We start from the raw sequence: 19,324 nt of genomic DNA on the forward strand, positions 1-19,324 counted from the left end.
GTCTTAGCGTCGGCGGGCGAGGAGGTGCTAGGATACTGATCCGACCTAGGGACGGCCACTGTGGCTGTCTTGTTGAGGCCCTATTTAGGCCTTACAAAATGTTGCGCATGAACGAGCTGGCTAAAAAACAGTCTGTTACGCATCGAATTTTATTTACCGAAGCGCCCCTTGGCGCGTCGCTACCTTGAGATAGCCGTCTCCATGTTTGGTTCCAACGACGACAAGAAGACCCCAGCTGCGGCTGGCGAGAAGAAAGGCCTGTTCGGATGGCTGCGCAAAAAGCCGCAGGAAACCGTCGTCGAACAGCCACAGGTTCACGCTGAACCCACCCCTGAACCCGTAATAGAAGCCGAACCGGTTGCCGAGACGCCAGTTCCGGTGGTGTTGCCGATGGCTGAGCCGGTGTTGCAGCCGGTCGTCGAGGCCGAGCCGGAACTTGAGCCTGCGCCTGAGCACAAGCCTTGGTTGGAACTGCCGGTGGCCGAAGAGCCTGTGGCGTTGGTGGAGGATGTTCAGGCCGAGCACGTCGTGCCGCCGATTCCTGCAGTGGTTGAGCCGGCGCCGGTAGAGGTTGTGGCTGAAGTTCCGCCCGTCGTTGAAGTGCCGGCACCGGTTGTTGCCGCACCTGCCGTCGTCGAGCCAGAGCCTTTCGTCGCCACCACCGAAACCAGCAAAACCGGGTTTTTTGCCCGTCTCAAGCAGGGCCTGAGCAAGACCAGCGCCAGTATTGGCGAAGGTATGGCCAGCCTGTTCCTGGGCAAGAAAGTCATTGATGACGAGCTGCTGGAAGACATCGAGACCCGCCTGCTCACCGCCGACGTGGGCGTCGAAGCCACCGCCGTGATCATCCAGAGCCTGACGCAGAAGGTCGCGCGCAAGCAGTTGACCGACGCCGACGCCCTGTACAAATCCCTGCAGGCTGAGCTGGCCGCCATGCTCAAGCCGGTTGAAGCGCCGCTGGTGATCACGCCGAAAAAGCCGTTCGTCATCCTCGTGGTAGGGGTTAATGGCGCTGGCAAGACCACCACCATCGGCAAGCTGGCCAAGAAGCTGCAAGGTGAAGGCAAGAAAGTCATGCTCGCCGCCGGTGACACCTTCCGTGCCGCAGCCGTCGAGCAGTTGCAGGTGTGGGGCGAGCGCAACAAGATCCCGGTGATTGCCCAGCACACCGGTGCCGACTCTGCGTCGGTGATTTTCGATGCTGTGCAAGCCGCCAAGGCGCGCAACATCGATGTGCTGATCGCCGATACAGCCGGCCGCCTGCACACCAAAGACAATTTGATGGAAGAACTGAAGAAAGTGCGCCGCGTGATCGGCAAGCTTGACGCCGATGCACCCCACGAAGTCTTGCTGGTGCTCGACGCCGGTACCGGCCAGAACGCCATCAGCCAGGCCAAGCAATTCAACCAGACGGTGCAACTGACCGGCCTGGCATTGACTAAGCTCGACGGCACGGCCAAGGGCGGTGTGATTTTCGCCCTGGCCAAACAGTTCGGGTTACCGATTCGCTATATCGGCGTCGGTGAAGGCATCGACGACCTGCGCACCTTTGAAGCCGAACCCTTTGTACAGGCACTGTTTGCCGAGCGGGAGCGTTCATGATTCGATTCGAACAGGTCGGTAAACGCTATGCCAACGGGCATGTGGGCTTGCATGAGCTGAGCTTTCGAGTGCGTCGCGGCGAATTCTTGTTTGTCACCGGCCATTCGGGCGCGGGCAAAAGTACGCTGTTGCGCCTGTTGCTGGCCATGGAACGCCCGACCACCGGCAAGTTGCTGCTGGCGGGCCAGGACCTGGCTACCATCAGCAATGCGCAAATTCCATTCTTGCGCCGCCAGATCGGCGTAGTGTTCCAGAACCATCAGTTGCTGTTCGACCGTACGGTGTTCAACAACGTGGCCCTGCCGTTGCAGATACTGGGGCTGTCCAAGGCCGAGATCGTCAAGCGCGTGGACTCGGCCCTGGAGCGTGTAGCCTTGTCGGACAAGACCGACCTCTTCCCCGGCGACCTGTCCACCGGCCAGCAACAGCGTGTCGGTATCGCCCGCGCCATCGTCCATCGCCCGGCTTTGCTGCTGGCGGACGAACCCACCGGTAACCTCGACCCGCGCCTGGCGGCCGAGATCATGGGGGTGTTCGAAGATATCAACCGCCTGGGCACCAGCGTATTGATTGCCAGCCACGACCTGGCCCTGATTGCCCGTATGCGTCATCGCATGCTGACCCTGCAGCGCGGCCGCCTGATCGGCGATGGGGAGGCGGGCGTATGAGTGCTACACGCAGCCCTAAAGTATCCGAACGCGTGGCGCCGAAACCGGCCGACCCGCAACCGAAAAAGAAAAAACACGACGACGACGACGACGGCCCGGACTTCGGTACCCTGGTGCACGCCTGGATTGAAAGCCATCGCGCTAGCCTGCTGGACAGCCTGCGGCGCCTGGGCAAACAGCCGATCGGTAGTTTTTTCACTTGCCTGGTGATGGCGGTGGCCTTGAGCCTGCCGATGGGCTTGTCGCTGTTGCTTAATAATGTGGAGCGCCTGGGCGGTTCCTGGCAGCGGGCGGCGCAGATTTCGCTGTACCTGAACCTGGACACCAGCAGCAAGGAAGGCGAAGCGCTGCGTGACGACATCAAGAACATCCCGGGGGTAGCCGAGGCCGAGTACATCAGCCGCGACCAAGCCCTCGAAGAGTTCCAGCAGCAATCGGGCCTGGGCGAGGCGCTCAAGGAGCTGCCGCAGAACCCGCTGCCGGGCGTGGTGTTGGTAACGCCGAACGAGGTCGACAAGCCGGCGCTGGAAGCCCTGCGACAAAAACTCGCAGAGATGCCGAAGGTGCAACAGGCGCAACTTGATCTAGTCTGGGTAGAGCGCCTGGCCGCAATCCTCAAGCTGGGTGACCGCTTTGTGTTCGGCCTGACGGTGTTATTAGTGTCTGCATTACTTTTGGTGATAGGTAATACCATTCGTCTTCATATTGAAAACCGTCGCACCGAGATAGAAGTGATTAAACTGGTGGGCGGCACAGACAGCTATGTGCGTCGGCCTTTCCTGTACATGGGCGCGCTGTATGGCCTGGGTGCGGGGATCTTGTCCTGGGGCGTACTGGCGTTTGGCCTGGATTGGTTGAACGACGCGGTTGTCGGCTTGGCCGGGCTCTACGGCAGTGATTTCGCTCTGGCCGGTGTGCCGGTAGCCGATGGTCTGAGTCTCTTGCTTGGCGCGGTGTTGTTGGGGTATATCGGTGCGTGGATTGCGGTGGCACGGCATTTACGTGAGCTGGCGCCGAAGTAGTTAATGCCAGATTAATGTGGTTTCGTTTGTATTGACCGTATCAGCGGTTTAGGGAACTTGTCCTACGGTTCCCAGGTCAATTTTCGCAGTGCTGAACTGCACGAGTTATGTGAGTCGGAGGTTTTTTCGTATGACCACTTCTTTGCAACCTGCTTATGCCTTGGTCCCGGGTGCGAACCTGGAGGCTTATGTGCACACGGTCAACAGCATTCCATTGCTGACGCCCGAGCAGGAGCGTGAACTGGCCGAGAGTCTCTACTATGAGCAGGATTTGGGGGCGGCTCGGCAGATGGTGCTCGCCCACCTGCGTTTTGTCGTACATATCGCCCGTAGCTATAGCGGCTACGGTCTGGCCCAGGCCGACCTGATTCAGGAAGGCAACGTAGGCCTGATGAAGGCTGTAAAGCGCTTCAACCCTGAAATGGGCGTGCGCCTGGTGTCGTTTGCCGTGCACTGGATCAAGGCGGAAATCCACGAGTTCATCCTGCGCAACTGGCGCATCGTGAAAGTGGCCACCACCAAGGCCCAGCGCAAGCTGTTCTTCAACCTGCGCAGCCAGAAAAAACGCCTGGCGTGGCTGAACAACGAAGAAGTCCACCGCGTGGCCGAAAGCCTCGGTGTGGAGCCGCGTGAAGTGCGCGAGATGGAAAGCCGCCTGACCGGCCATGACATGGCCTTCGACCCAGCCGCCGAAGCGGATGACGACAGCGCCTTCCAATCGCCGGCCAACTACCTGGAAGACCACCGGTACGACCCGGCGCGTCAACTGGAAGACGCCGACTGGAGCGACAACTCCAACCACAACCTGCACGAAGCGCTGGAAGTGCTGGACGACCGCAGTCGTGACATCCTCTACCAGCGTTGGCTGGCAGAAGAAAAGGCCACGCTGCACGACCTGGCGCAGAAGTACAACGTGTCGGCCGAGCGGATTCGTCAGCTTGAGAAAAGCGCGATGAACAAGCTGAAGTTGTCGATCGCCGCTTAAAATGCAGCGAACAAAAAATGCCCCGGTCGAAAGACCGGGGCATTTTTGTTTGTGTTCGAAAAGTCTCAAGCCCAACTCGGTTTAATGTGGGAGCTGGCTTGCCTGCGATGAGGCCGTGTCAGCTGAAGCATGGGTTACTGACCCACCGCTATCGCAGGCAAGCCAGCTCCCACAGGTCCCATATTGTGTCAGTCGGACCACGGTGCCTTTCGAGAGTTGTTCAGCTCCACCAGGTAACCATCCCCGCCCAATTGGCTCATCTGCTGGCGAATCCACGCCGCCCGCCGTGCCACATAGGCCGTCGGATGGCTGGCACTCCACACCCGTGGATTGGGCAATACCGCCGCCAGGTAGCTGGCCTGCTGCCGCGAAAGGCCCTTGGCGCTCACGCCAAAATGGTGCCGCGCCGCTGCCTCTGCGCCAAACACACCTTCATCCCATTCCACGCTGTTGAGGTACACCTCAAGAATCCGCTGCTTGGGCCACAACACCTCGATCAAACCGGTAAACCACGCCTCCAGGCCTTTGCGCAAATAGCTGCGGCCGGCCCACAGGAACAGGTTTTTCGACACCTGCTGGCTCAGGGTGCTGGCACCGCGAATCGAGCCGCCGCGTTCGTTGTGCAGAATCGCCGCCTGGATCGCGCCGAAATCAAAACCCCAATGTTGTGGGAAGCGCTGGTCTTCACCGGCCATCACCGCCACTTTCAGGTCATTGGATATTTCATCCCATGGCACCCAGCTGCGTTGCAGGTCGATAGGCTCACCGTCGACCCAGGACTCGACCTTGCGCTCCACCATCAGCGCAGTGAACGGTGGCGGCACCACACGAAACAGCAGCACCAGCAACACACTGCCGATGGCAAACCATTTCACGACGTTGAGAAAGCGTTTGAAGAGGACACGCAGCATAGAGATGGCTTGGCCGAACCCGTTGAGCGGGCCATTATACAGACCCTGCCCGATGAGTCTGACTGGAGTTCCCCATGCTGCGTAGCTTTCTGATGCTGGCTGCCTTTTTCGGCTTTACCGGTGTCGCCCTGGGCGCGTTCGCCGCTCACGGCCTGAAAAACCGCCTGAGCACCGACTACCTGGCGATCTTTCATACTGGTGTGACCTACCAGTTGGTGCATGCCCTGGCACTGTTCGGCGTGGCCTTGCTGGCGGCGCATATTCCGGGTCGGCTGGTCACTTGGGCGGGTATTTCGTTTACCGTCGGTATCCTGCTGTTCTCGGGCAGCCTGTATGTGCTGACGATGACCGGCATCAGTAAACTGGGGATCATCACGCCGTTTGGCGGGCTGGCGTTCCTGCTCGGCTGGTTCTTCCTGGGCCTGGCGGCGTGGCGTTTGCAGCTTTGACCGCTTGACGCTTGGAGCTGACCTTCAGGTTCCAATCGCGCTAGAATGCGGGCCCCTAAAAACGATGGCGGCCCGTGGCATGCGCATTCAGTTGAACGGCGAACCCTTTGAACTGCCCGACGGCGAAACCGTTGCGGCCCTGCTGACCCGTCTGGACCTGACCGGGCGTCGCGTCGCAGTGGAGCTCAACCTGGATATCGTCCCGCGTAGCCAGCACGCCGAGACTGCGCTCACCGAAGGTGACCAGATCGAAGTGGTCCACGCCATCGGCGGCGGCTAGCCCGCCACGGCCGCAACGCATTCTGCAGAACCTCATCCAACCAGAGGATTTCCCATGAGCATCGTTCGTAGCGACAAGCCTTTCGTCCTGGCCGGTCGTACCTACCAGTCCCGTCTGCTGGTCGGCACCGGCAAGTACCGCGACATGGAAGAAACCCGCCTGGCCATCGAAGCCTCGGGTGCCGAGATCGTCACCTTCGCCGTGCGCCGCACCAACCTCGGCCAGATCGAGGGCGAGCCGAACCTGCTCGAAGTGCTGTCGCCGGAGCGCTACACCTTCCTGCCAAACACCGCGGGCTGCTACGACGCCATCGAAGCCGTGCGCACCTGCCGCCTGGCCCGTGAGCTGCTCGACGGCCACAACCTGGTGAAGCTGGAAGTGCTGGCCGACCAGAAAACCCTGTTCCCCAATGTGATCGAAACCCTCAAGGCCGCCGAAACCCTGGTCAAGGAAGGTTTCGACGTGATGGTCTACACCAGCGATGACCCGATCATCGCGCGCCAACTGGCAGAAATCGGCTGCATCGCGGTGATGCCGCTGGCCGGTCTGATCGGTTCCGGCCTGGGGATCTGCAATCCGTATAACCTGCAGATCATCCTCGAAGAAGCCAGGATTCCAGTACTGGTGGATGCGGGCGTGGGCACAGCCTCCGACGCGACCATCGCCATGGAGCTGGGCTGCGACGCCGTATTGATGAACTCGGCCATTGCCCATGCCCAGCAACCAATCATGATGGCCCAAGCCATGAACCACGCCATCGTCGCGGGCCGCCTGGCCTACCTCGCCGGGCGCATGCCGAAAAAACTCTATGCCAGCGCCTCTTCGCCGCTGGATGGTCTGATCAAGTAAGAGCTATTGATGACTGAATCAAACGAAACGCCGAACACCGTGGAAGAAGGCGACGAGTCCAAGCACCGCCGCATCAAGAGTTTTGTGATGCGCGCCGGCCGCATGACCGAAGGCCAACAAAAGGGCCTGGAACAGGGCACGCCGCTGTTCGTCTTGCCCCTGGCCGACGCGCCGGTGGACTATGACCAAGTGTTCGGCCGTTCAGCCCCACGCTCCCTGGAAATCGGTTTCGGCATGGGTCATTCCCTGCTGGAAATGGCCGCAGCCGCGCCGGAGCAGGATTTCATCGGTGTGGAAGTGCACCGCCCAGGCGTCGGCGCATTGCTCAACGGTGTGTTGACCCAAGGCCTGAAAAACCTGCGGGTCTACGACTGCGATGCGATTGAAGTGCTCAACCGCTGCATCGCCGACAACAGCCTCGACCGCCTGATGCTGTTCTTCCCCGACCCATGGCACAAGGCCCGTCACCACAAGCGCCGCATCGTCCAGGCGTCCTTCGCGGAACTGGTGCGCAGCAAGCTGAAAGTGGGCGGCATCCTGCACATGGCGACCGACTGGGAACCGTACGCGGAATACATGCTGGAAGTGATGAACGTCGCCCCCGGCTACCGCAACCTGGCCGAAGACGGCAAATGCGTGCCACGCCCGGCCGAGCGGCCGATCACCAAGTTCGAACGCCGTGGCGAGCGATTGGGGCATGGGGTGTGGGATTTGAAATTCGAGAAGCTGGCTTAAACAGTCATCAGCTTGAAACGCAATCAAATGTGGGAACTGGCTTGCCTGCGATAGCATCACCTCGGTATCACTGATACACCGAGGTGTCTGTATCGCAGGCAAGCCAGCTCCCACATTTGTTTTGTAGTGCCTGCTGAGTCAGCGGCGGTCTGCTACCACGCCAATCAACACCAGCACCACGATCAACACCGGCGCCAGGCTGTAGTTATTGAACTGGCTCAACCCTCGCACAATCCACGGCGTGGCGTAGATCAACGCCGCACCGCTGCCGATCAGGCACAGCAGGGCCATCAAGGGTACGCGCAAGGCGCCGGCGATGCTGCCCAGGCGCGCTTCGACCCAGCCCTTGATGTCGGCGCCGAACAGCACCAGCAAACAGCCCACAAGGGCCAACGAGATTTCCGACAGGTTGCTACGGCTCCAGCGGGATACGGTGGCGAGCAGGTCGAGTACCAGATCCATTCGATTTCCTTAAGAGCTATCAGCTCAAAAACTTCTGCAACAGGTCATTGAGAAAGAGTTGCCCGCGGTCGGTGGCCGCCAGGCGTGACGGTTCGACCTGCATTAATCCACTTTGTTCTGCGTCGCGGCGGCCTTCATCGAGGCTCGCCAGATCGAGGCCGGTGCGCTCGGCGTAGAGCTTGGCATCAACCCCTTCGGTGAGGCGCAGCGCGTTCATCAGAAACTCGAACGGCAGTTCATCGTTGGTCAGTTCTTTCGCGCCGGCCTGGAAGCTTTTGGCCGGGTTGAGGTAGTCCTTTGGTGCACGGGTTTTCCAGGTGCGGATAATGCGCCCGTCCGGGTGGCTGAGCTTGCCGTGGGCCCCGGCGCCGATGCCGATAAAGTCGCCAAAGCTCCAGTAATTGAGGTTATGCCGCGCCGGCCGCCCCGGTTGGGCGTAGGCCGAGACTTCATATTGTGCGTAACCGTGTTCGGCGAGCAGTGCCTGGCCGGCTTCTTGGATATCCCACAGCGTGTCGTCTTCCGGCAGCGCGGGCGGCTGGTTCCAGAACACGGTGTTGGGTTCCAGGGTCAGTTGGTACCAGGACAGGTGCGTCGGTTTGAGTGCAATAGCCTGGCGCAGGTCGCCCAAGGCGTCCTCCAGGGACTGGTTGGGCAGGCCGTGCATCAAGTCCAGGTTGAAGTTGTCGAACCCGGCCTGGCGCGCCATGCCGGCTGCGCGCACGGCTTCATCGCCATTGTGGATGCGGCCCAGGGCTTCAAGCTTCTCTTGCTGGAAACTCTGGATGCCGATGGACAGGCGATTGATCCCCAGTTTGCGGTACGCCACGAACTTCTCTTGTTCGAACGTCCCGGGGTTGGCTTCCAGGGTGATCTCGATATCGTCAGCAAACGGGATACGCGCTTGAACGCCCTTGAGCAGGCGGCCCAGTGCAGCCGCACTGAACAGGCTGGGCGTGCCGCCGCCAAAGAAGATCGAACTCAGCTTACGGCCATATACGGCGTGCAGGTCTTGGTCCAGGTCGGCCAGCAGGGCGTCCACATACTCTTCTTCCGGCAGCACTTTGCTGGCAGTGTGGGAGTTGAAGTCGCAATACGGGCATTTGCGCACGCACCACGGGATATGGATGTACAGCGCCAGGGGCGGCAGATGGGGCAGGGCCGCCCGTGGTGTTTGCGCGCCACCGTGGATCAGCGGCTGCGCAGAGGTGTTCTGGGTCATTTCAAGCCCAGGCGCTGGCGCAGCAACGCCATGGCGCGGGCGCGGTGGCTGATCTGATTTTTGTCGGCCGGGCTCAGTTCGGCGCTGGAGACATTGCGCTCCGGCACCCAGAACAGCGGGTCATAGCCAAATCCATGCTCACCGCTGGCGGCTTGCAGGATGCGCCCGTGCCACAGGCCTTCGCACAGAATCGGCAACGGGTCATCGGCATGCCGCACCAGGGCCAGCACGCAGACGAACTGCGCACCACGCTCGGCCTCCGGCACGTCCTTGAGGGCGTCGAGCAGCTTGGCGTTGTTGGCGGCATCGCCCCGGCCTTCGGCGTAACGTGCCGAGTAGATTCCAGGGGCGCCGCCGAGGAAATCCACAGCCAGGCCCGAATCATCCGCCAGGGCCGGCAGACCAGAGATACGCGCAGCATTGCGGGCCTTGAGGATGGCATTCTCGACGAACGACAGGCCGGTCTCTTCCGGTTCGACCTGGCTGAACTCGCCAATCGAACGCAGGTGCACAGACTCACCGAGCATGGCTTGCAGTTCTTTGAGTTTGCCGGCGTTGTGGCTGGCGAGTACGAGTTGGGTAAGGTTCATCATTCGGCCGGGAACAGTTCTTGGTTGAATTGGAAGCCGTGGGCCTTGCCGCCGGTTTCAACGTTGATGGTAAACGTCTTGTATTCCCGTTGGGTCACCGAGTAGGGCGCGAGGTAGCTGATGCCGCCTTTCTCTTCGATCTGCTTGAACGTCAGGATCTCGCTTTTGCCGCCCAGGTCCTTGATAGTGCCGGTGACTTGCGCGGCCACTGGGCTTACGCCCTTGATCACGGTCACGTTGATCAATCCCTTCTCCTTGCTGCGCACCACGCCGACTTTCTGGGCGGTCTCGGGTGGCAGGAAGCTTGAAGTGAAGGTGTTGTAATGAACGGTGATATCGCCGAAGTCTTTTTTGCGATTAGCGTCGATAGCGTCGGCGGCCATGGCGCTGGCGCCCAGGCATGCGGTCAATAGAAAAATAGCCAAACGACTCATGAACGTCCCTCTTGAAGATGATTAGACGGCAACTTTGTGGTCGGTCAGGCCAGGACTGCTGACCCGGTAGATACCAATTTCGCCCAACAGGTTGGGCCATAGCTTACTCGCCCAGCCGTGGCGGTGCTGTTGATCGACGGCAAGGCGGTTGATCACCTTGGCTTCACGCTCGCCACACAGGGCTTCGAAGTCTTCGAAGGTGCAAAAGTGGATGTTCGGCGTGTTGTACCAGGTGTACGGCAGGAAGTCGGAGACCGGCATGCGCCCCTTGGTGGCCAGGTACCAGCGGCAGCGCCAGTGGCCGAAGTTGGGGAAGGTGATAATGCACTGGCGGCCCACGCGCAGCATTTCGTCGAGGATGCGGTCCGGGTAGTGCACCGCTTGCAGGGCTTGGGTCATCACCACGATGTCGAAGCTGTTGCTGGCAAAGTTGCCCAGGCCCTTGTCCAGGTCCTGCTCGATCACGTTGATGCCCTTGGCCACGCATTGGGCGATGTTGTCCGGGTCGTTTTCCAGGCCGTAGCCGGTGACTTGCTTGTGGTCGCGCAGCCAGCTCAGCAGTTCGCCGTCGCCGCAGCCCAGGTCGAGCACGCGGCTGCCGGCGGGGATCCAGTCTTGGATGATTTCCAGGTCGGCTCTCATGGCGTTCTCACAAGCGAAATACGGTTCATGTAGTTACTGAACGCCTGCAGGTAGCGTGGGATCGGAATCAGGAAGGCGTCGTGGCCTTGCGGTGCATCGATCTCCAGGTAGCAGACGTCTTTCTTGGCGGCCATCAGGGCATCCACCAGCTCACGGGAGCGCGCTGGCGAAAAGCGCCAGTCGGTGGTGAACGACATCACGCAGAACTTGGCCGTGGCGTGCTCGAAGGTTTTCGCCAGGTCGTCATCCTGATTGGCGGCCGGGTCGAAGTAGTCCAGGGCCTTGGTCATCAGCAGGTAGGTATTGGCGTCGAAACGCCCCGAGAACTCCTCGCCCTGGTAACGCAGGTAGCTTTCCACCTGGAACTCGACGCTGTGGAAGTCGTAGTTGAGCTTCTCGCTCTTGAGGCCACGGCCGAATTTCTCGCCCATGGAATCGTCGGACAGGTAGGTAATGTGGCCGACCATCCGCGCCAGCATCAAACCACGCTTGGGGATCACGCCCGCTTCCTGGAACGAACCGCCGTGAAACTCGGGGTCGGTGAGGATGGCCTGGCGTGCCACTTCGTTGAAGGCGATGTTCTGCGCCGACAACTTGGGCGCCGAGGCGATAGCCAGGCAGTGGCGCACACGGTCCGGATAAGTGATGGTCCATTGCAGCGCCTGCATACCGCCCAGGCTGCCGCCAATCACGGCGGCCCACTGGCTGATGCCCAACAGGTCGGCGAGGCGTGCCTGGCTGTGCACCCAGTCCTCTACCGTCAGCACCGGGAAGTCGGCGCCGAACGGCTTGCCGGTTTCCGGGTTGAGGCTGCTGGGGCCGGTGGAGCCGTTGCAGCCGCCGAGGTTGTTCAGGCTGACCACAAAGAACTTGTTGGTGTCGATGGGCTTGCCGGGGCCGATGCAACTGTCCCACCAGCCGGGCTTGCGGTCGTCAACGCTATGGAAGCCGGCGGCGTGATGATGGCCGGATAAGGCATGGCAGATCAGCACGGCGTTGCTCGCCGTGGCGTTCAACTGGCCATAGGTTTCGTAGATCAGGTCGTAGGCTGGCAACGAACGGCCGCAGGCCAGGGCCAGCGGTTCGCTGAAGTGCGCCACTTGTGGCACGACCAGTCCAACAGAATCGGGGGGGAAGGCAGCTGGCATCGACCCTGCTCTCGTTTAAATGAGGCGTAAGTCTAAAGAGCGGGGACCCTAGCGGCAAGCAAAGGTCGGGGGTTAGCGTGATCGTTCCCACGCTCCGCGTTTGATCGTTCCCATGCTCCGCGTGGGAATGCCTCTTGGGACGCTCTGCGTCCCGTCCTTGTGACGCGGAGCATCACGGGCTGCATTCCCACGCAGAGCGTGGGAACGATCTATTGGTCAGATCAGGCCAAACAACTCTTTTGGCATGTAGGCAAAGTACGCCAGGCGTGGAATCACCCAGCTCTGCAGCAGCTGAATCACGATAAACGCAAAGATCGGCGAGATATCCAGGCCACCCAGGTTCGGGATCAGGCGACGGAAGGGTGCCAGCACCGGTTCGGTGATCTGAGCCACCAATTCGGCGCCCGGGCTACGGCTGCCTGGCGCGACCCACGAAAGAATCACGCTGATGATCATCGACCAGAAAATGATCTTCAGGAACAGCGAGAAAATACCGATCAGGCCCCATGGCAACAGCAGCACGGTGAAGGCCTGGTAGCCATTGAGCATCAGGATCACCACGAACAGCAAAATCTGCAGCAACAGCGCCAGCACCAGCGACGACATGTCCAGGCCGAACAGGCTCGGGATCACCCGGCGCAGCGGCTTGAGCAGCGGTTGGGTGGCCTTCACCACGAATTGGCACAGCGGGTTGTAGAAGTTCGCACGCACCAGTTGCAGGATAAAGCGCATCAGCACGATCAGCAGGTACAGGCTGCCCAGGGTCTGGATGATGAAAATGGCAGCGTCATTGATTCCGAGCATGTTTGATTACCTTGGTAAGGGACGACTATTTGCCCAGTTGCTCAGCCATCTCGGCTGAACGATGTGCGGCGGCACCCAGTGCTGTTTCCACCAGGGCTTCAAAACCCCCGGCCTGGAACGACTCGATAGCCGCTTGTGTGGTACCACCTGGCGAGGTGACGCGACGGCGCAGTTCGGCGGCATCCACCTCGCTGCCGACCGCCATTTTCGCGGCGCCCAGGGCGGTTTGTTCCGCCAGTTGCTCGGCCACGTCGTGGGGCAGGCCCAGCTTGACGCCGGCGGCCGTCATGGCCTCGATCAACAGGAAGAAATAGGCCGGGCCGCTGCCGGAAACGGCGGTGACCGCATCCAGTTGCTGTTCCTGCTCCAGCCATACGGCGAGGCCCACCGCAGACAGCAGCTCCTGAGCCTGGTCACGCTGTTGCGCGCTGACTTCGGCGGTGGCGTACAAACCGCTGACGCCCTGGCGCAGCAACGCTGGGGTATTGGGCATGCAACGTACGATCGGCTGGTCGCCGAGCCAGGTTTTCATGCTGGCACAGGTGATGCCAGCGGCAATCGACACCACCAGTTGGTGAGGTTGCAGGCTCGGGCGCAGGCTCTCGCACACGGCCTTCATGGCCTGGGGCTTGACCGCCAGCACGATCACATCGACGCCGTGGATGGCCTCGGCGTTATCGGCGAAGGTCTGGATGCCGTGTTCGGCGCTGACGCGCTCGCGGGTCTCGGCGCCCGGGTCGCTGGCGCGGATCTGCTCGGCGTCCAGGCCCTTGGCCCGCAGGCCACCGATCAGGCTGGCCGCCATGTTACCGGCGCCGATAAAGGCAATACGCGTGTTGCTCATGACAGGTCCTTATTTTCGAGGGATGTCAGCCATTTCACGGCTGGTCGTAGTCGCGGGCGCCAAACAGGGCGGTACCGATCCGCACCCATGTGGCGCCTTGGGCAATGGCCGACTCAAGGTCATGGCTCATGCCCATGGAAAGTGTGTCCAGCGGCAGGTTCAGGCTGGCTTGCAGGTCGCGCACTGTGGCAAACGCCGCATCCTGCTCCGCCCGGTCTTCAGTCGGCTCGGGAATTGCCATCAAACCCCGCAGCTTCAAGCGCGGCAGGGCGCTGATCGCCGTGGCCAGGGCCGGCAGGTCGGCGGGTGTGCAGCCGGACTTGCTGGCTTCGCCACTGACATTGACCTGAATGCATATATTGAGCGGCGGCAGGTCGGCCGGGCGTTGTTCGGACAGGCGTTGCGCGATTTTCAGGCGGTCCACGGAATGCACCCAAGCGAAGTTCTCGGCGATGGCGCGAGTCTTGTTCGATTGAATGGGGCCGATGAAGTGCCAACTCAAGGGCAGGTCGGTCAAATCCGCCTGTTTGCCCAAGGCTTCCTGCAGGTAGTTTTCCCCAAAGTCGTGCAGCCCGGCGGCATAGGCGTCGCGTACCGCCTGCGCGGGTTTGGTCTTGCTCACGGCCAGCAGGTGGATGCTGCTTGCGTCACGTTGCACGGCGTCGGCTGCGGCGCGGATGCGCTGGCTAACCAGGCCGATGTTGTCTGCTATCGTCGACATTCAAGATGCGCCCGTGGATATGGAGTCCGCGGCATTCTACTGGAAATGGAAAGCCCTATGGATATCACGCAATTGCTGACGGCCAGTGTAAGCCGAGGCGCCTCAGACCTGCATCTGTCAGCCGGCCTGGCACCGATGCTGCGCATTGATGGCGAGGTTTGGCCGCTGGATGGGCCAGCGCTGAACGCTACCCAAGTGGTCGACTTATTGAGCCCTTTGCTGAATAAACATCAACAAAAGGATTTCGAAACATCTCTTGAAACGGATTTTGCCTTCGAATTGCCAGGCGTCGCCCGGTTCCGGGCGAACGTGTTCCGCCAGGATCGCGGCGTGGGTGCGGTGTTCCGGGCTATTGCGACTGAGGTCCAAAGCCTGGAGGACCTGGGACTGGGCGAGGTGTTCCAGCGTATGGCCCGCCTTCCTCGCGGCCTGGTGCTGGTGACCGGGCCCACCGGCTCGGGCAAGTCTACGACCCTGGCGGCGATGATCGACGACCTCAACCGGCATCGACGCCAGCATATCCTTACGCTGGAAGACCCCATCGAGTTTATCCACAGGCCGAAACTGGCGCTGGTCAACCAGCGCCAGGTGCATCGCGACACTCACAGTTTCTCGGTGGCCCTGCGTTCAGCCCTGCGGGAAGACCCGGATGTGATCCTGGTGGGTGAATTGCGCGATCTGGAAACCATCCGCCTTGCGCTGACGGCGGCAGAGACCGGGCACCTGGTGTTCGGCACCCTGCACACCTCGTCGGCGGCAAAGACAGTGGACCGGCTGGTAGACGTCTTCCCGGCCGGGGAGAAGGCCATGGTCCGCTCGATGCTGTCGGAGTCGTTGCAGGCGGTGGTGTCTCAGGTGCTGGTGAAGAAGGTGGGCGGTGGGCGCGTGGCCGCTCATGAAATCATGCTGGGCACCCCGGCAATTCGTAACTTGATTCGCGAAGACAAGGTGGCGCAGATGGTTTCGGCTATCCAGACGGGAGGGGCGTTGGGGATGAAGACCCTGGATATGAGTTTGAAGGCGTTGGTCGGCTCGGGGCTGGTCAGTCGGGAAGAGGCCCGGGAGAAGGCGAGGGTACCGGCAGATATCTAGAACACACAGATGCACAATGTGGGAGCTGGCTTGCCTGCGATAGCGGACTGTCAGGCACTCTCTGCCAACTGACACACCGTCATCGCAGGCAAGCCAGCTCCCACATTTGATTGCATTTCAAATGGGGAGCTTCAGTAGCGCCTTGCTTAGCGCTGCACGATCCGCAGGTTGTTGTTCTGCTCTTTAGGCAGTACCCGCTTGGCAATCACGTAGTTCTTGTCCCAGAACGGCTTTTTCAGTGTGTCGATGCTCACCGACTTGCCACGGCGCGGTGCGTGGATAAAGCGGTCGTTGCCCAGGTAGATGGCGACATGATTGACCTGGCGGCTCTTGAGTTTGAAAAACAACAGGTCGCCCGGTTTCAGATCTTTGCGGTCCACCTTCAACCCATGGCCGGCCGCCATGGCGTTGGAAGTGCGTGGCAGGTCCACCGCTTTTACATCGTTAAATGCATATTTCACCAGGCCGCTGCAGTCGAACCCTTTACTTGGGCTGCTGCCGCCCCAACGATAAGGTGTACCGAGCACGTTGACGGCACGGCTCAAGACGTTGCTGCTTTGCTTGGTGTTCACGGCCAACTGGGTGGAAAGCGCTTTGCCGTGGGCCTTGCTCAGTTGAGTCGGGCGGCTGACGGTCGGCTTTGCCGATTTGGCAGTGCTGGGCGTGCTATGGACTTTAGGGGTGAAACCGTTAACGTTCGGAAGTCGTTGCTCACGATTGGTGGCGTGGGCGGCCAGTGGCATTAATAGGCAAATGGTTAGCCATGTCTTGAAAAATGGTCGCATTAGGCGTGGCTCTTATGGGTTTGCGCGCAACTTTATAACAGCTTTTTGTGCTGTTCTCAGCCCGTTTGTCGACTGAACCTTGGGGTCAAATTCAGGAAAAACGCGACGATTCGCCGCAATTGTCCTACACAAGTCAGGCGCTACAAGGCTTTGAGGGCAGGACGATACCATTTGCCGTACGTCGGGCGCCCGTAAAAAAGTCACAAAGAAAATGAAAAAATTTATCTATCGAAGCAAAAGAGGTCCTTCATGAACACCTATCAACAGGTTGCTCAGCAGCAAGACACCCACAGCAAGGCGATTGGTTACCTGCTGTGGATTTTCGGTTTTACCGGGGCTCATCGCTTTTATTACGGCAAGCCTGTGACGGGCACGATCTGGTTTTTCACCTTCGGCTTGTTCGGCATTGGCTGGTTGATCGACTTGTTCCTGATCCCGGCCATGGACCGTGAAGCCGACCTGCGATTTACCGCAGGGCCGATTGAATACAGCGTGGCGTGGATTCTGTTGGCGTTCCTGGGGGTGTTTGGTGTGCACCGTATGTATCAGGGCAAATGGATCACCGGCCTGATCTACCTGCTGACCGGCGGTTTGTTCCTGATCGGGGTGCTGTATGACTTCTGGACGCTGAACACGCAGATCTCGATCCGCAATGCCGAGCGCAACAGCGGGCGCTGAGCACTGATCGTTCGCACGCTCCGCGTGGAAATGCAGCCCAGGACGCTTCGCGTCCACCTTTGGAGTGCTGACGCAGAGCGTCACAGGATGCGTTCCCACGCAGAGCGTGGGAACGAGCTTGCGCGTCAAGCCTGGTAGCTGATCCGCCCATCCATCAAGGTATACCGCACCGTCGCCGGCAGGCTGTGGCCGATGAACGGGCAGTTTTCGCCCTTGGACAACCAACGCTCACCAGCCACCGTCGAGCTTGCCAGGTCGAACAGCACCAGGTCCGCCGGTGAACCCACCGCCAACTGGCCTGCCGGCAAGCGCAGGGCCTCGGCCGGGCCGGCGCTCAGGCGTGCCAGCAGTGTCGGCAGGTCCAGCAAGCCGTCTTCCACCAGCGTCATCGCCAGTGGCAACAACAACTCCACGCTGCTGATGCCTGGCTCGGTCGCGCCAAACGGTGCCAGCTTGGCGTCTCGCTCGTGAGGTTGGTGATGGCTGGAAATCGCCGACACCACGCCCGACTTCACCGCCGCACGCAAACCGTCACGGTCAGCCTTGGTGCGCAGCGGGGGCTGTACGTGGTACAGGCTGGAGAAGTCGATCAGCGCCTCATCCGTCAGGATCAATTGGTACAGGGCGACATCCGCGGTGACCCGCAAGCCGCGGGCCTGGGCCTGGGCGATCAGAGCCACGCCCCGGGCGCTGGTCAACTGGCTGAAATGCGCACGCACGCCGCTTTGCTCCACCAGCAACAGGTCACGAGCGAGAGCCACGGTTTCTGCTGTTTCCGGAATGCCCGGCAGGCCGAGGAAGCTGGCCACTGCGCCTTCGTGGGCCAGGCCGCCTTCGGCCAGGTCGCGGTCCTGGGAATGGAAGATCACCGTCAAGTCGAAGGTGGCCGCGTATTCCAGGGCGCGGCACAAGGTGCGCGTGCTGCGAAAGCTTTCCAGGCCATTGCCGAAGGCCACGCAACCGGCGTCACGCAGGGCGATCAATTCGGCGAGTTGTTCGCCATCCAGGCCCTTGCTCAAGGCACCAATGGGAAACACTTTGCAGTTGCCGGCTTCGCGGGCGCGGTCGAGGATCAGCTCGGTCACGGCCGACGTGTCCAGCACCGGCTTGGTGTTGGGCGGGCAACACAGGCTGGTCACGCCACCGGCTGCCGCGGCCTGGGTTTCGCTGGCGATATTGCCTTTGCGGCTGTAGCCCGGCTCGCGCAGTGCGACATTCAGGTCCACCAGCCCAGGCGCGGCCACCAGGCCCTTGGCATCGATGCTCTGGCCGGCGTTGAAGCCTGCGGGGGCGGCGCCAATGGCGACGATCTTGCCGGCGTCCAGGTGTAGATCGGTAACTTGGTCCAGGCCACTGGCCGGGTCGATGACTCGGGCGCCGAGAATGCTGAGCTTCACTGGGCCTGCTCCTGCTCGAATTGACGTTGCGCGGTTTGCCCGCTCATGGCCATGGACAGCACGGCCATGCGCACGGCGATGCCGTAGGTCACTTGGTTGAGAATCACCGACTGCGGGCCATCGGCCACCGCCGACTCAATTTCCACGCCGCGGTTGATTGGCCCCGGGTGCATCACGATGGCATCCGGCTTGGCCTTGGCCAGGCGTGCGGTGGTCAGGCCGAACAGGCGGTAGAACTCACCTTCGCTGGGCAACAAGCCCCCGGCCATGCGCTCGCGTTGCAGGCGCAGCATGATCACCACGTCCACATTCTTGAGGCCCTCGGCCATATCGGTGTAGACCTTCACGCCATACTGTTCGATGCCGATGGGCAACAGGGTCTTGGGCGCGATCACGCGGATATCCGGGCAACCCAGGGCCTTGAGAGCCAGCATGTTCGAACGTGCCACCCGCGAATGCAGGATGTCGCCGACGATGGCTACCGAGAGGTTTTCAAAGCTGCCCTTGTGCCGACGAATGGTGAGCATGTCGAGCATGCCCTGGGTCGGGTGCGCGTGACGGCCGTCGCCGCCATTGATGATCGCCACGTTCGGGCACACATGCTCGGCGATGAAATGCGCAGCGCCGGAGTCGCCGTGGCGTACCACGAACATGTCGGCGGCCATGGCTTCCAGGTTGCGCAGGGTATCGAGCAGGGTTTCGCCCTTGCTCGCCGACGAGGTGGACACGTTCAGCGTGATCACATCGGCCGACAGCCGCTGGGCCGCCAGTTCAAAGGTGGTGCGGGTGCGGGTGGAGTTCTCGAAGAACACGTTGCAGATGGTTTTACCGCGCAACAGCGGGACTTTCTTCACTGCCCGGCCACCGACTTCCAGGAACGAATCGGCGGTATCGAGGATTTCGGTGAGCAGTTCGCGGGGCAAACCGTCGAGGGACAAGAAGTGTTGCAACTGGCCCTGAGCATTGAGCTGCAGCGGGCGCTTGGCATCTAGAGGCGTCATCGC

At 61.0% G+C, this 19,324-nt stretch carries 23 protein-coding genes; 10 read left to right on the forward strand and 13 right to left on the reverse strand.

Going from position 1 to position 19,324, the window contains the following annotated elements; genetic code table 11:
• The first annotated feature begins 201 nt into the window (after positions 1-201).
• The 4 genes from ftsY (at position 202) to rpoH (ending at position 4,277) form a co-directional block, all read left to right on the forward strand.
• Positions 202-1,602 (forward strand): signal recognition particle-docking protein FtsY, encoded by a 1,401-nt coding sequence (ftsY, locus tag FXO12_RS19990; RefSeq protein ID WP_160049727.1) that lies wholly within the window; start codon positions 202-204, stop codon positions 1,600-1,602.
• Positions 1,599-2,270 (forward strand): cell division ATP-binding protein FtsE, encoded by a 672-nt coding sequence (gene ftsE / locus FXO12_RS19995; protein ID WP_003195112.1) that lies wholly within the window; start codon positions 1,599-1,601, stop codon positions 2,268-2,270. The genes ftsY and ftsE overlap by 4 nt, the downstream gene beginning before the upstream one ends.
• Positions 2,267-3,292, forward strand: coding sequence for a permease-like cell division protein FtsX (gene ftsX / locus FXO12_RS20000; RefSeq protein ID WP_160049728.1), 1,026 nt, complete (start codon positions 2,267-2,269; stop codon positions 3,290-3,292). Before ftsE ends, ftsX begins: the two co-directional genes overlap by 4 nt.
• A gap of 130 nt (positions 3,293-3,422) precedes the next feature.
• Complete coding sequence (gene rpoH, locus FXO12_RS20005; protein WP_003176698.1) at positions 3,423-4,277, forward strand: RNA polymerase sigma factor RpoH; 855 nt, start codon at positions 3,423-3,425, stop codon at positions 4,275-4,277.
• A gap of 188 nt (positions 4,278-4,465) precedes the next feature.
• Here rpoH and mtgA read toward each other — a convergent pair whose 3' ends face one another.
• A complete protein-coding gene (gene mtgA, locus FXO12_RS20010; protein ID WP_057976464.1) occupies positions 4,466-5,188 on the reverse strand; it encodes a monofunctional biosynthetic peptidoglycan transglycosylase in 723 nt (240 codons plus the stop codon).
• 74 nt (positions 5,189-5,262) lie between these two features.
• Between mtgA and FXO12_RS20015 the strand changes: the two genes are divergently transcribed.
• The 4 genes from FXO12_RS20015 (at position 5,263) to trmB (ending at position 7,501) form a co-directional block, all read left to right on the forward strand.
• Positions 5,263-5,637, forward strand: coding sequence for a DUF423 domain-containing protein (locus FXO12_RS20015; protein ID WP_054897582.1), 375 nt, complete (start codon positions 5,263-5,265; stop codon positions 5,635-5,637).
• Between the two features lie 79 nt (positions 5,638-5,716).
• Positions 5,717-5,917 (forward strand): sulfur carrier protein ThiS, encoded by a 201-nt coding sequence (gene thiS, locus FXO12_RS20020; RefSeq protein WP_020301926.1) that lies wholly within the window; start codon positions 5,717-5,719, stop codon positions 5,915-5,917.
• Positions 5,918-5,971: 54 nt separating this feature from the next.
• A complete protein-coding gene (locus FXO12_RS20025; protein ID WP_054897581.1) occupies positions 5,972-6,766 on the forward strand; it encodes a thiazole synthase in 795 nt (264 codons plus the stop codon).
• Between the two features lie 9 nt (positions 6,767-6,775).
• Positions 6,776-7,501, forward strand: a complete 726-nt coding sequence (gene trmB, locus FXO12_RS20030; protein ID WP_003195101.1) for a tRNA (guanosine(46)-N7)-methyltransferase TrmB — start codon at positions 6,776-6,778, stop codon at positions 7,499-7,501.
• A gap of 138 nt (positions 7,502-7,639) precedes the next feature.
• On the opposite strand, the gene FXO12_RS20035 is transcribed toward trmB, so the two are convergent.
• The 9 genes from FXO12_RS20035 to FXO12_RS20075 all read right to left on the reverse strand — a co-directional run bounded on the left by FXO12_RS20035 (position 7,640) and on the right by FXO12_RS20075 (position 14,368).
• Positions 7,640-7,963 carry a DUF3392 domain-containing protein gene (locus FXO12_RS20035; protein WP_003195099.1) on the reverse strand — a complete coding sequence of 108 codons (324 nt, stop codon included), beginning with the start codon at positions 7,961-7,963 and terminating at the stop codon, positions 7,640-7,642.
• 19 nt (positions 7,964-7,982) lie between these two features.
• Positions 7,983-9,185 (reverse strand): radical SAM family heme chaperone HemW, encoded by a 1,203-nt coding sequence (gene hemW, locus FXO12_RS20040; protein WP_054897580.1) that lies wholly within the window; start codon positions 9,183-9,185, stop codon positions 7,983-7,985.
• Complete coding sequence (rdgB, locus tag FXO12_RS20045; RefSeq protein ID WP_057976466.1) at positions 9,182-9,778, reverse strand: RdgB/HAM1 family non-canonical purine NTP pyrophosphatase; 597 nt, start codon at positions 9,776-9,778, stop codon at positions 9,182-9,184. Before rdgB ends, hemW begins: the two co-directional genes overlap by 4 nt.
• Positions 9,775-10,209 (reverse strand): DUF4426 domain-containing protein, encoded by a 435-nt coding sequence (locus FXO12_RS20050; RefSeq protein ID WP_054916920.1) that lies wholly within the window; start codon positions 10,207-10,209, stop codon positions 9,775-9,777. Before FXO12_RS20050 ends, rdgB begins: the two co-directional genes overlap by 4 nt.
• Before the next feature lie 21 nt (positions 10,210-10,230).
• Positions 10,231-10,851 (reverse strand): methionine biosynthesis protein MetW, encoded by a 621-nt coding sequence (metW, locus tag FXO12_RS20055; RefSeq protein ID WP_003195091.1) that lies wholly within the window; start codon positions 10,849-10,851, stop codon positions 10,231-10,233.
• A complete protein-coding gene (locus FXO12_RS20060) occupies positions 10,848-11,999 on the reverse strand; it encodes a homoserine O-acetyltransferase (RefSeq protein WP_057976468.1) in 1,152 nt (383 codons plus the stop codon). The genes metW and FXO12_RS20060 overlap by 4 nt, the downstream gene beginning before the upstream one ends.
• Before the next feature lie 216 nt (positions 12,000-12,215).
• Positions 12,216-12,803 (reverse strand): YggT family protein, encoded by a 588-nt coding sequence (locus tag FXO12_RS20065; protein ID WP_003195087.1) that lies wholly within the window; start codon positions 12,801-12,803, stop codon positions 12,216-12,218.
• A 25-nt stretch (positions 12,804-12,828) separates the two neighbouring features.
• The gene (gene proC, locus FXO12_RS20070; RefSeq protein ID WP_057976470.1) at positions 12,829-13,647 is read right to left on the reverse strand and encodes a pyrroline-5-carboxylate reductase; all 819 of its coding nucleotides are present in this window, start codon (positions 13,645-13,647) and stop codon (positions 12,829-12,831) included.
• A gap of 34 nt (positions 13,648-13,681) precedes the next feature.
• Positions 13,682-14,368: a YggS family pyridoxal phosphate-dependent enzyme gene (locus FXO12_RS20075; protein ID WP_057976471.1), complete on the reverse strand. Its 687-nt coding sequence runs from the start codon at positions 14,366-14,368 to the stop codon at positions 13,682-13,684.
• Between the two features lie 57 nt (positions 14,369-14,425).
• On the opposite strand from FXO12_RS20075, the gene FXO12_RS20080 reads away from it, so the two are divergent.
• Positions 14,426-15,460, forward strand: a complete 1,035-nt coding sequence (locus FXO12_RS20080) for a type IV pilus twitching motility protein PilT (RefSeq protein WP_057976473.1) — start codon at positions 14,426-14,428, stop codon at positions 15,458-15,460.
• 146 nt (positions 15,461-15,606) lie between these two features.
• Here FXO12_RS20080 and FXO12_RS20085 read toward each other — a convergent pair whose 3' ends face one another.
• Entirely contained in the window at positions 15,607-16,245 is a 639-nt protein-coding gene (locus FXO12_RS20085) for a C40 family peptidase (RefSeq protein WP_034128941.1), read from the reverse strand.
• 249 nt (positions 16,246-16,494) lie between these two features.
• Here FXO12_RS20085 and FXO12_RS20090 point away from each other — a divergent pair, with 249 nt between their 5' ends.
• Entirely contained in the window at positions 16,495-16,923 is a 429-nt protein-coding gene (locus FXO12_RS20090) for a TM2 domain-containing protein (RefSeq protein WP_054897575.1), read from the forward strand.
• A gap of 125 nt (positions 16,924-17,048) precedes the next feature.
• Here the strand turns inward: FXO12_RS20090 and FXO12_RS20095 are convergent, their stop codons facing one another.
• Positions 17,049-18,320, reverse strand: coding sequence for a dihydroorotase (locus FXO12_RS20095; protein ID WP_034128939.1), 1,272 nt, complete (start codon positions 18,318-18,320; stop codon positions 17,049-17,051).
• Positions 18,317-19,321: an aspartate carbamoyltransferase catalytic subunit gene (locus FXO12_RS20100; RefSeq protein ID WP_057976474.1), complete on the reverse strand. Its 1,005-nt coding sequence runs from the start codon at positions 19,319-19,321 to the stop codon at positions 18,317-18,319. The genes FXO12_RS20095 and FXO12_RS20100 overlap by 4 nt, the downstream gene beginning before the upstream one ends.
• Positions 19,322-19,324: the final 3 nt, after the last annotated feature.

The organism is Pseudomonas sp. J380 (genome assembly GCF_009827115.1).
GTDB classification, from domain to species: domain Bacteria; phylum Pseudomonadota; class Gammaproteobacteria; order Pseudomonadales; family Pseudomonadaceae; genus Aquipseudomonas; species Aquipseudomonas paracarnis.

Coding starts and splice junctions, on each gene's coding strand:
- ftsY (WP_160049727.1), top strand. CDS start 202: ATGTTTGGTTCCAACGACGACAAGAAGACCCCAGCTGCGGCTGGCGAG.
- ftsE (WP_003195112.1), top strand. CDS start 1,599: ATGATTCGATTCGAACAGGTCGGTAAACGCTATGCCAACGGGCATGTG.
- ftsX (WP_160049728.1), top strand. CDS start 2,267: ATGAGTGCTACACGCAGCCCTAAAGTATCCGAACGCGTGGCGCCGAAA.
- rpoH (WP_003176698.1), top strand. CDS start 3,423: ATGACCACTTCTTTGCAACCTGCTTATGCCTTGGTCCCGGGTGCGAAC.
- mtgA (WP_057976464.1), bottom strand. CDS start 5,188: ATGCTGCGTGTCCTCTTCAAACGCTTTCTCAACGTCGTGAAATGGTTT.
- FXO12_RS20015 (WP_054897582.1), top strand. CDS start 5,263: ATGCTGCGTAGCTTTCTGATGCTGGCTGCCTTTTTCGGCTTTACCGGT.
- thiS (WP_020301926.1), top strand. CDS start 5,717: ATGCGCATTCAGTTGAACGGCGAACCCTTTGAACTGCCCGACGGCGAA.
- FXO12_RS20025 (WP_054897581.1), top strand. CDS start 5,972: ATGAGCATCGTTCGTAGCGACAAGCCTTTCGTCCTGGCCGGTCGTACC.
- trmB (WP_003195101.1), top strand. CDS start 6,776: ATGACTGAATCAAACGAAACGCCGAACACCGTGGAAGAAGGCGACGAG.
- FXO12_RS20035 (WP_003195099.1), bottom strand. CDS start 7,963: ATGGATCTGGTACTCGACCTGCTCGCCACCGTATCCCGCTGGAGCCGT.
- hemW (WP_054897580.1), bottom strand. CDS start 9,185: ATGACCCAGAACACCTCTGCGCAGCCGCTGATCCACGGTGGCGCGCAA.
- rdgB (WP_057976466.1), bottom strand. CDS start 9,778: ATGATGAACCTTACCCAACTCGTACTCGCCAGCCACAACGCCGGCAAA.
- FXO12_RS20050 (WP_054916920.1), bottom strand. CDS start 10,209: ATGAGTCGTTTGGCTATTTTTCTATTGACCGCATGCCTGGGCGCCAGC.
- metW (WP_003195091.1), bottom strand. CDS start 10,851: ATGAGAGCCGACCTGGAAATCATCCAAGACTGGATCCCCGCCGGCAGC.
- FXO12_RS20060 (WP_057976468.1), bottom strand. CDS start 11,999: ATGCCAGCTGCCTTCCCCCCCGATTCTGTTGGACTGGTCGTGCCACAA.
- FXO12_RS20065 (WP_003195087.1), bottom strand. CDS start 12,803: ATGCTCGGAATCAATGACGCTGCCATTTTCATCATCCAGACCCTGGGC.
- proC (WP_057976470.1), bottom strand. CDS start 13,647: ATGAGCAACACGCGTATTGCCTTTATCGGCGCCGGTAACATGGCGGCC.
- FXO12_RS20075 (WP_057976471.1), bottom strand. CDS start 14,368: ATGTCGACGATAGCAGACAACATCGGCCTGGTTAGCCAGCGCATCCGC.
- FXO12_RS20080 (WP_057976473.1), top strand. CDS start 14,426: ATGGATATCACGCAATTGCTGACGGCCAGTGTAAGCCGAGGCGCCTCA.
- FXO12_RS20085 (WP_034128941.1), bottom strand. CDS start 16,245: ATGCGACCATTTTTCAAGACATGGCTAACCATTTGCCTATTAATGCCA.
- FXO12_RS20090 (WP_054897575.1), top strand. CDS start 16,495: ATGAACACCTATCAACAGGTTGCTCAGCAGCAAGACACCCACAGCAAG.
- FXO12_RS20100 (WP_057976474.1), bottom strand. CDS start 19,321: ATGACGCCTCTAGATGCCAAGCGCCCGCTGCAGCTCAATGCTCAGGGC.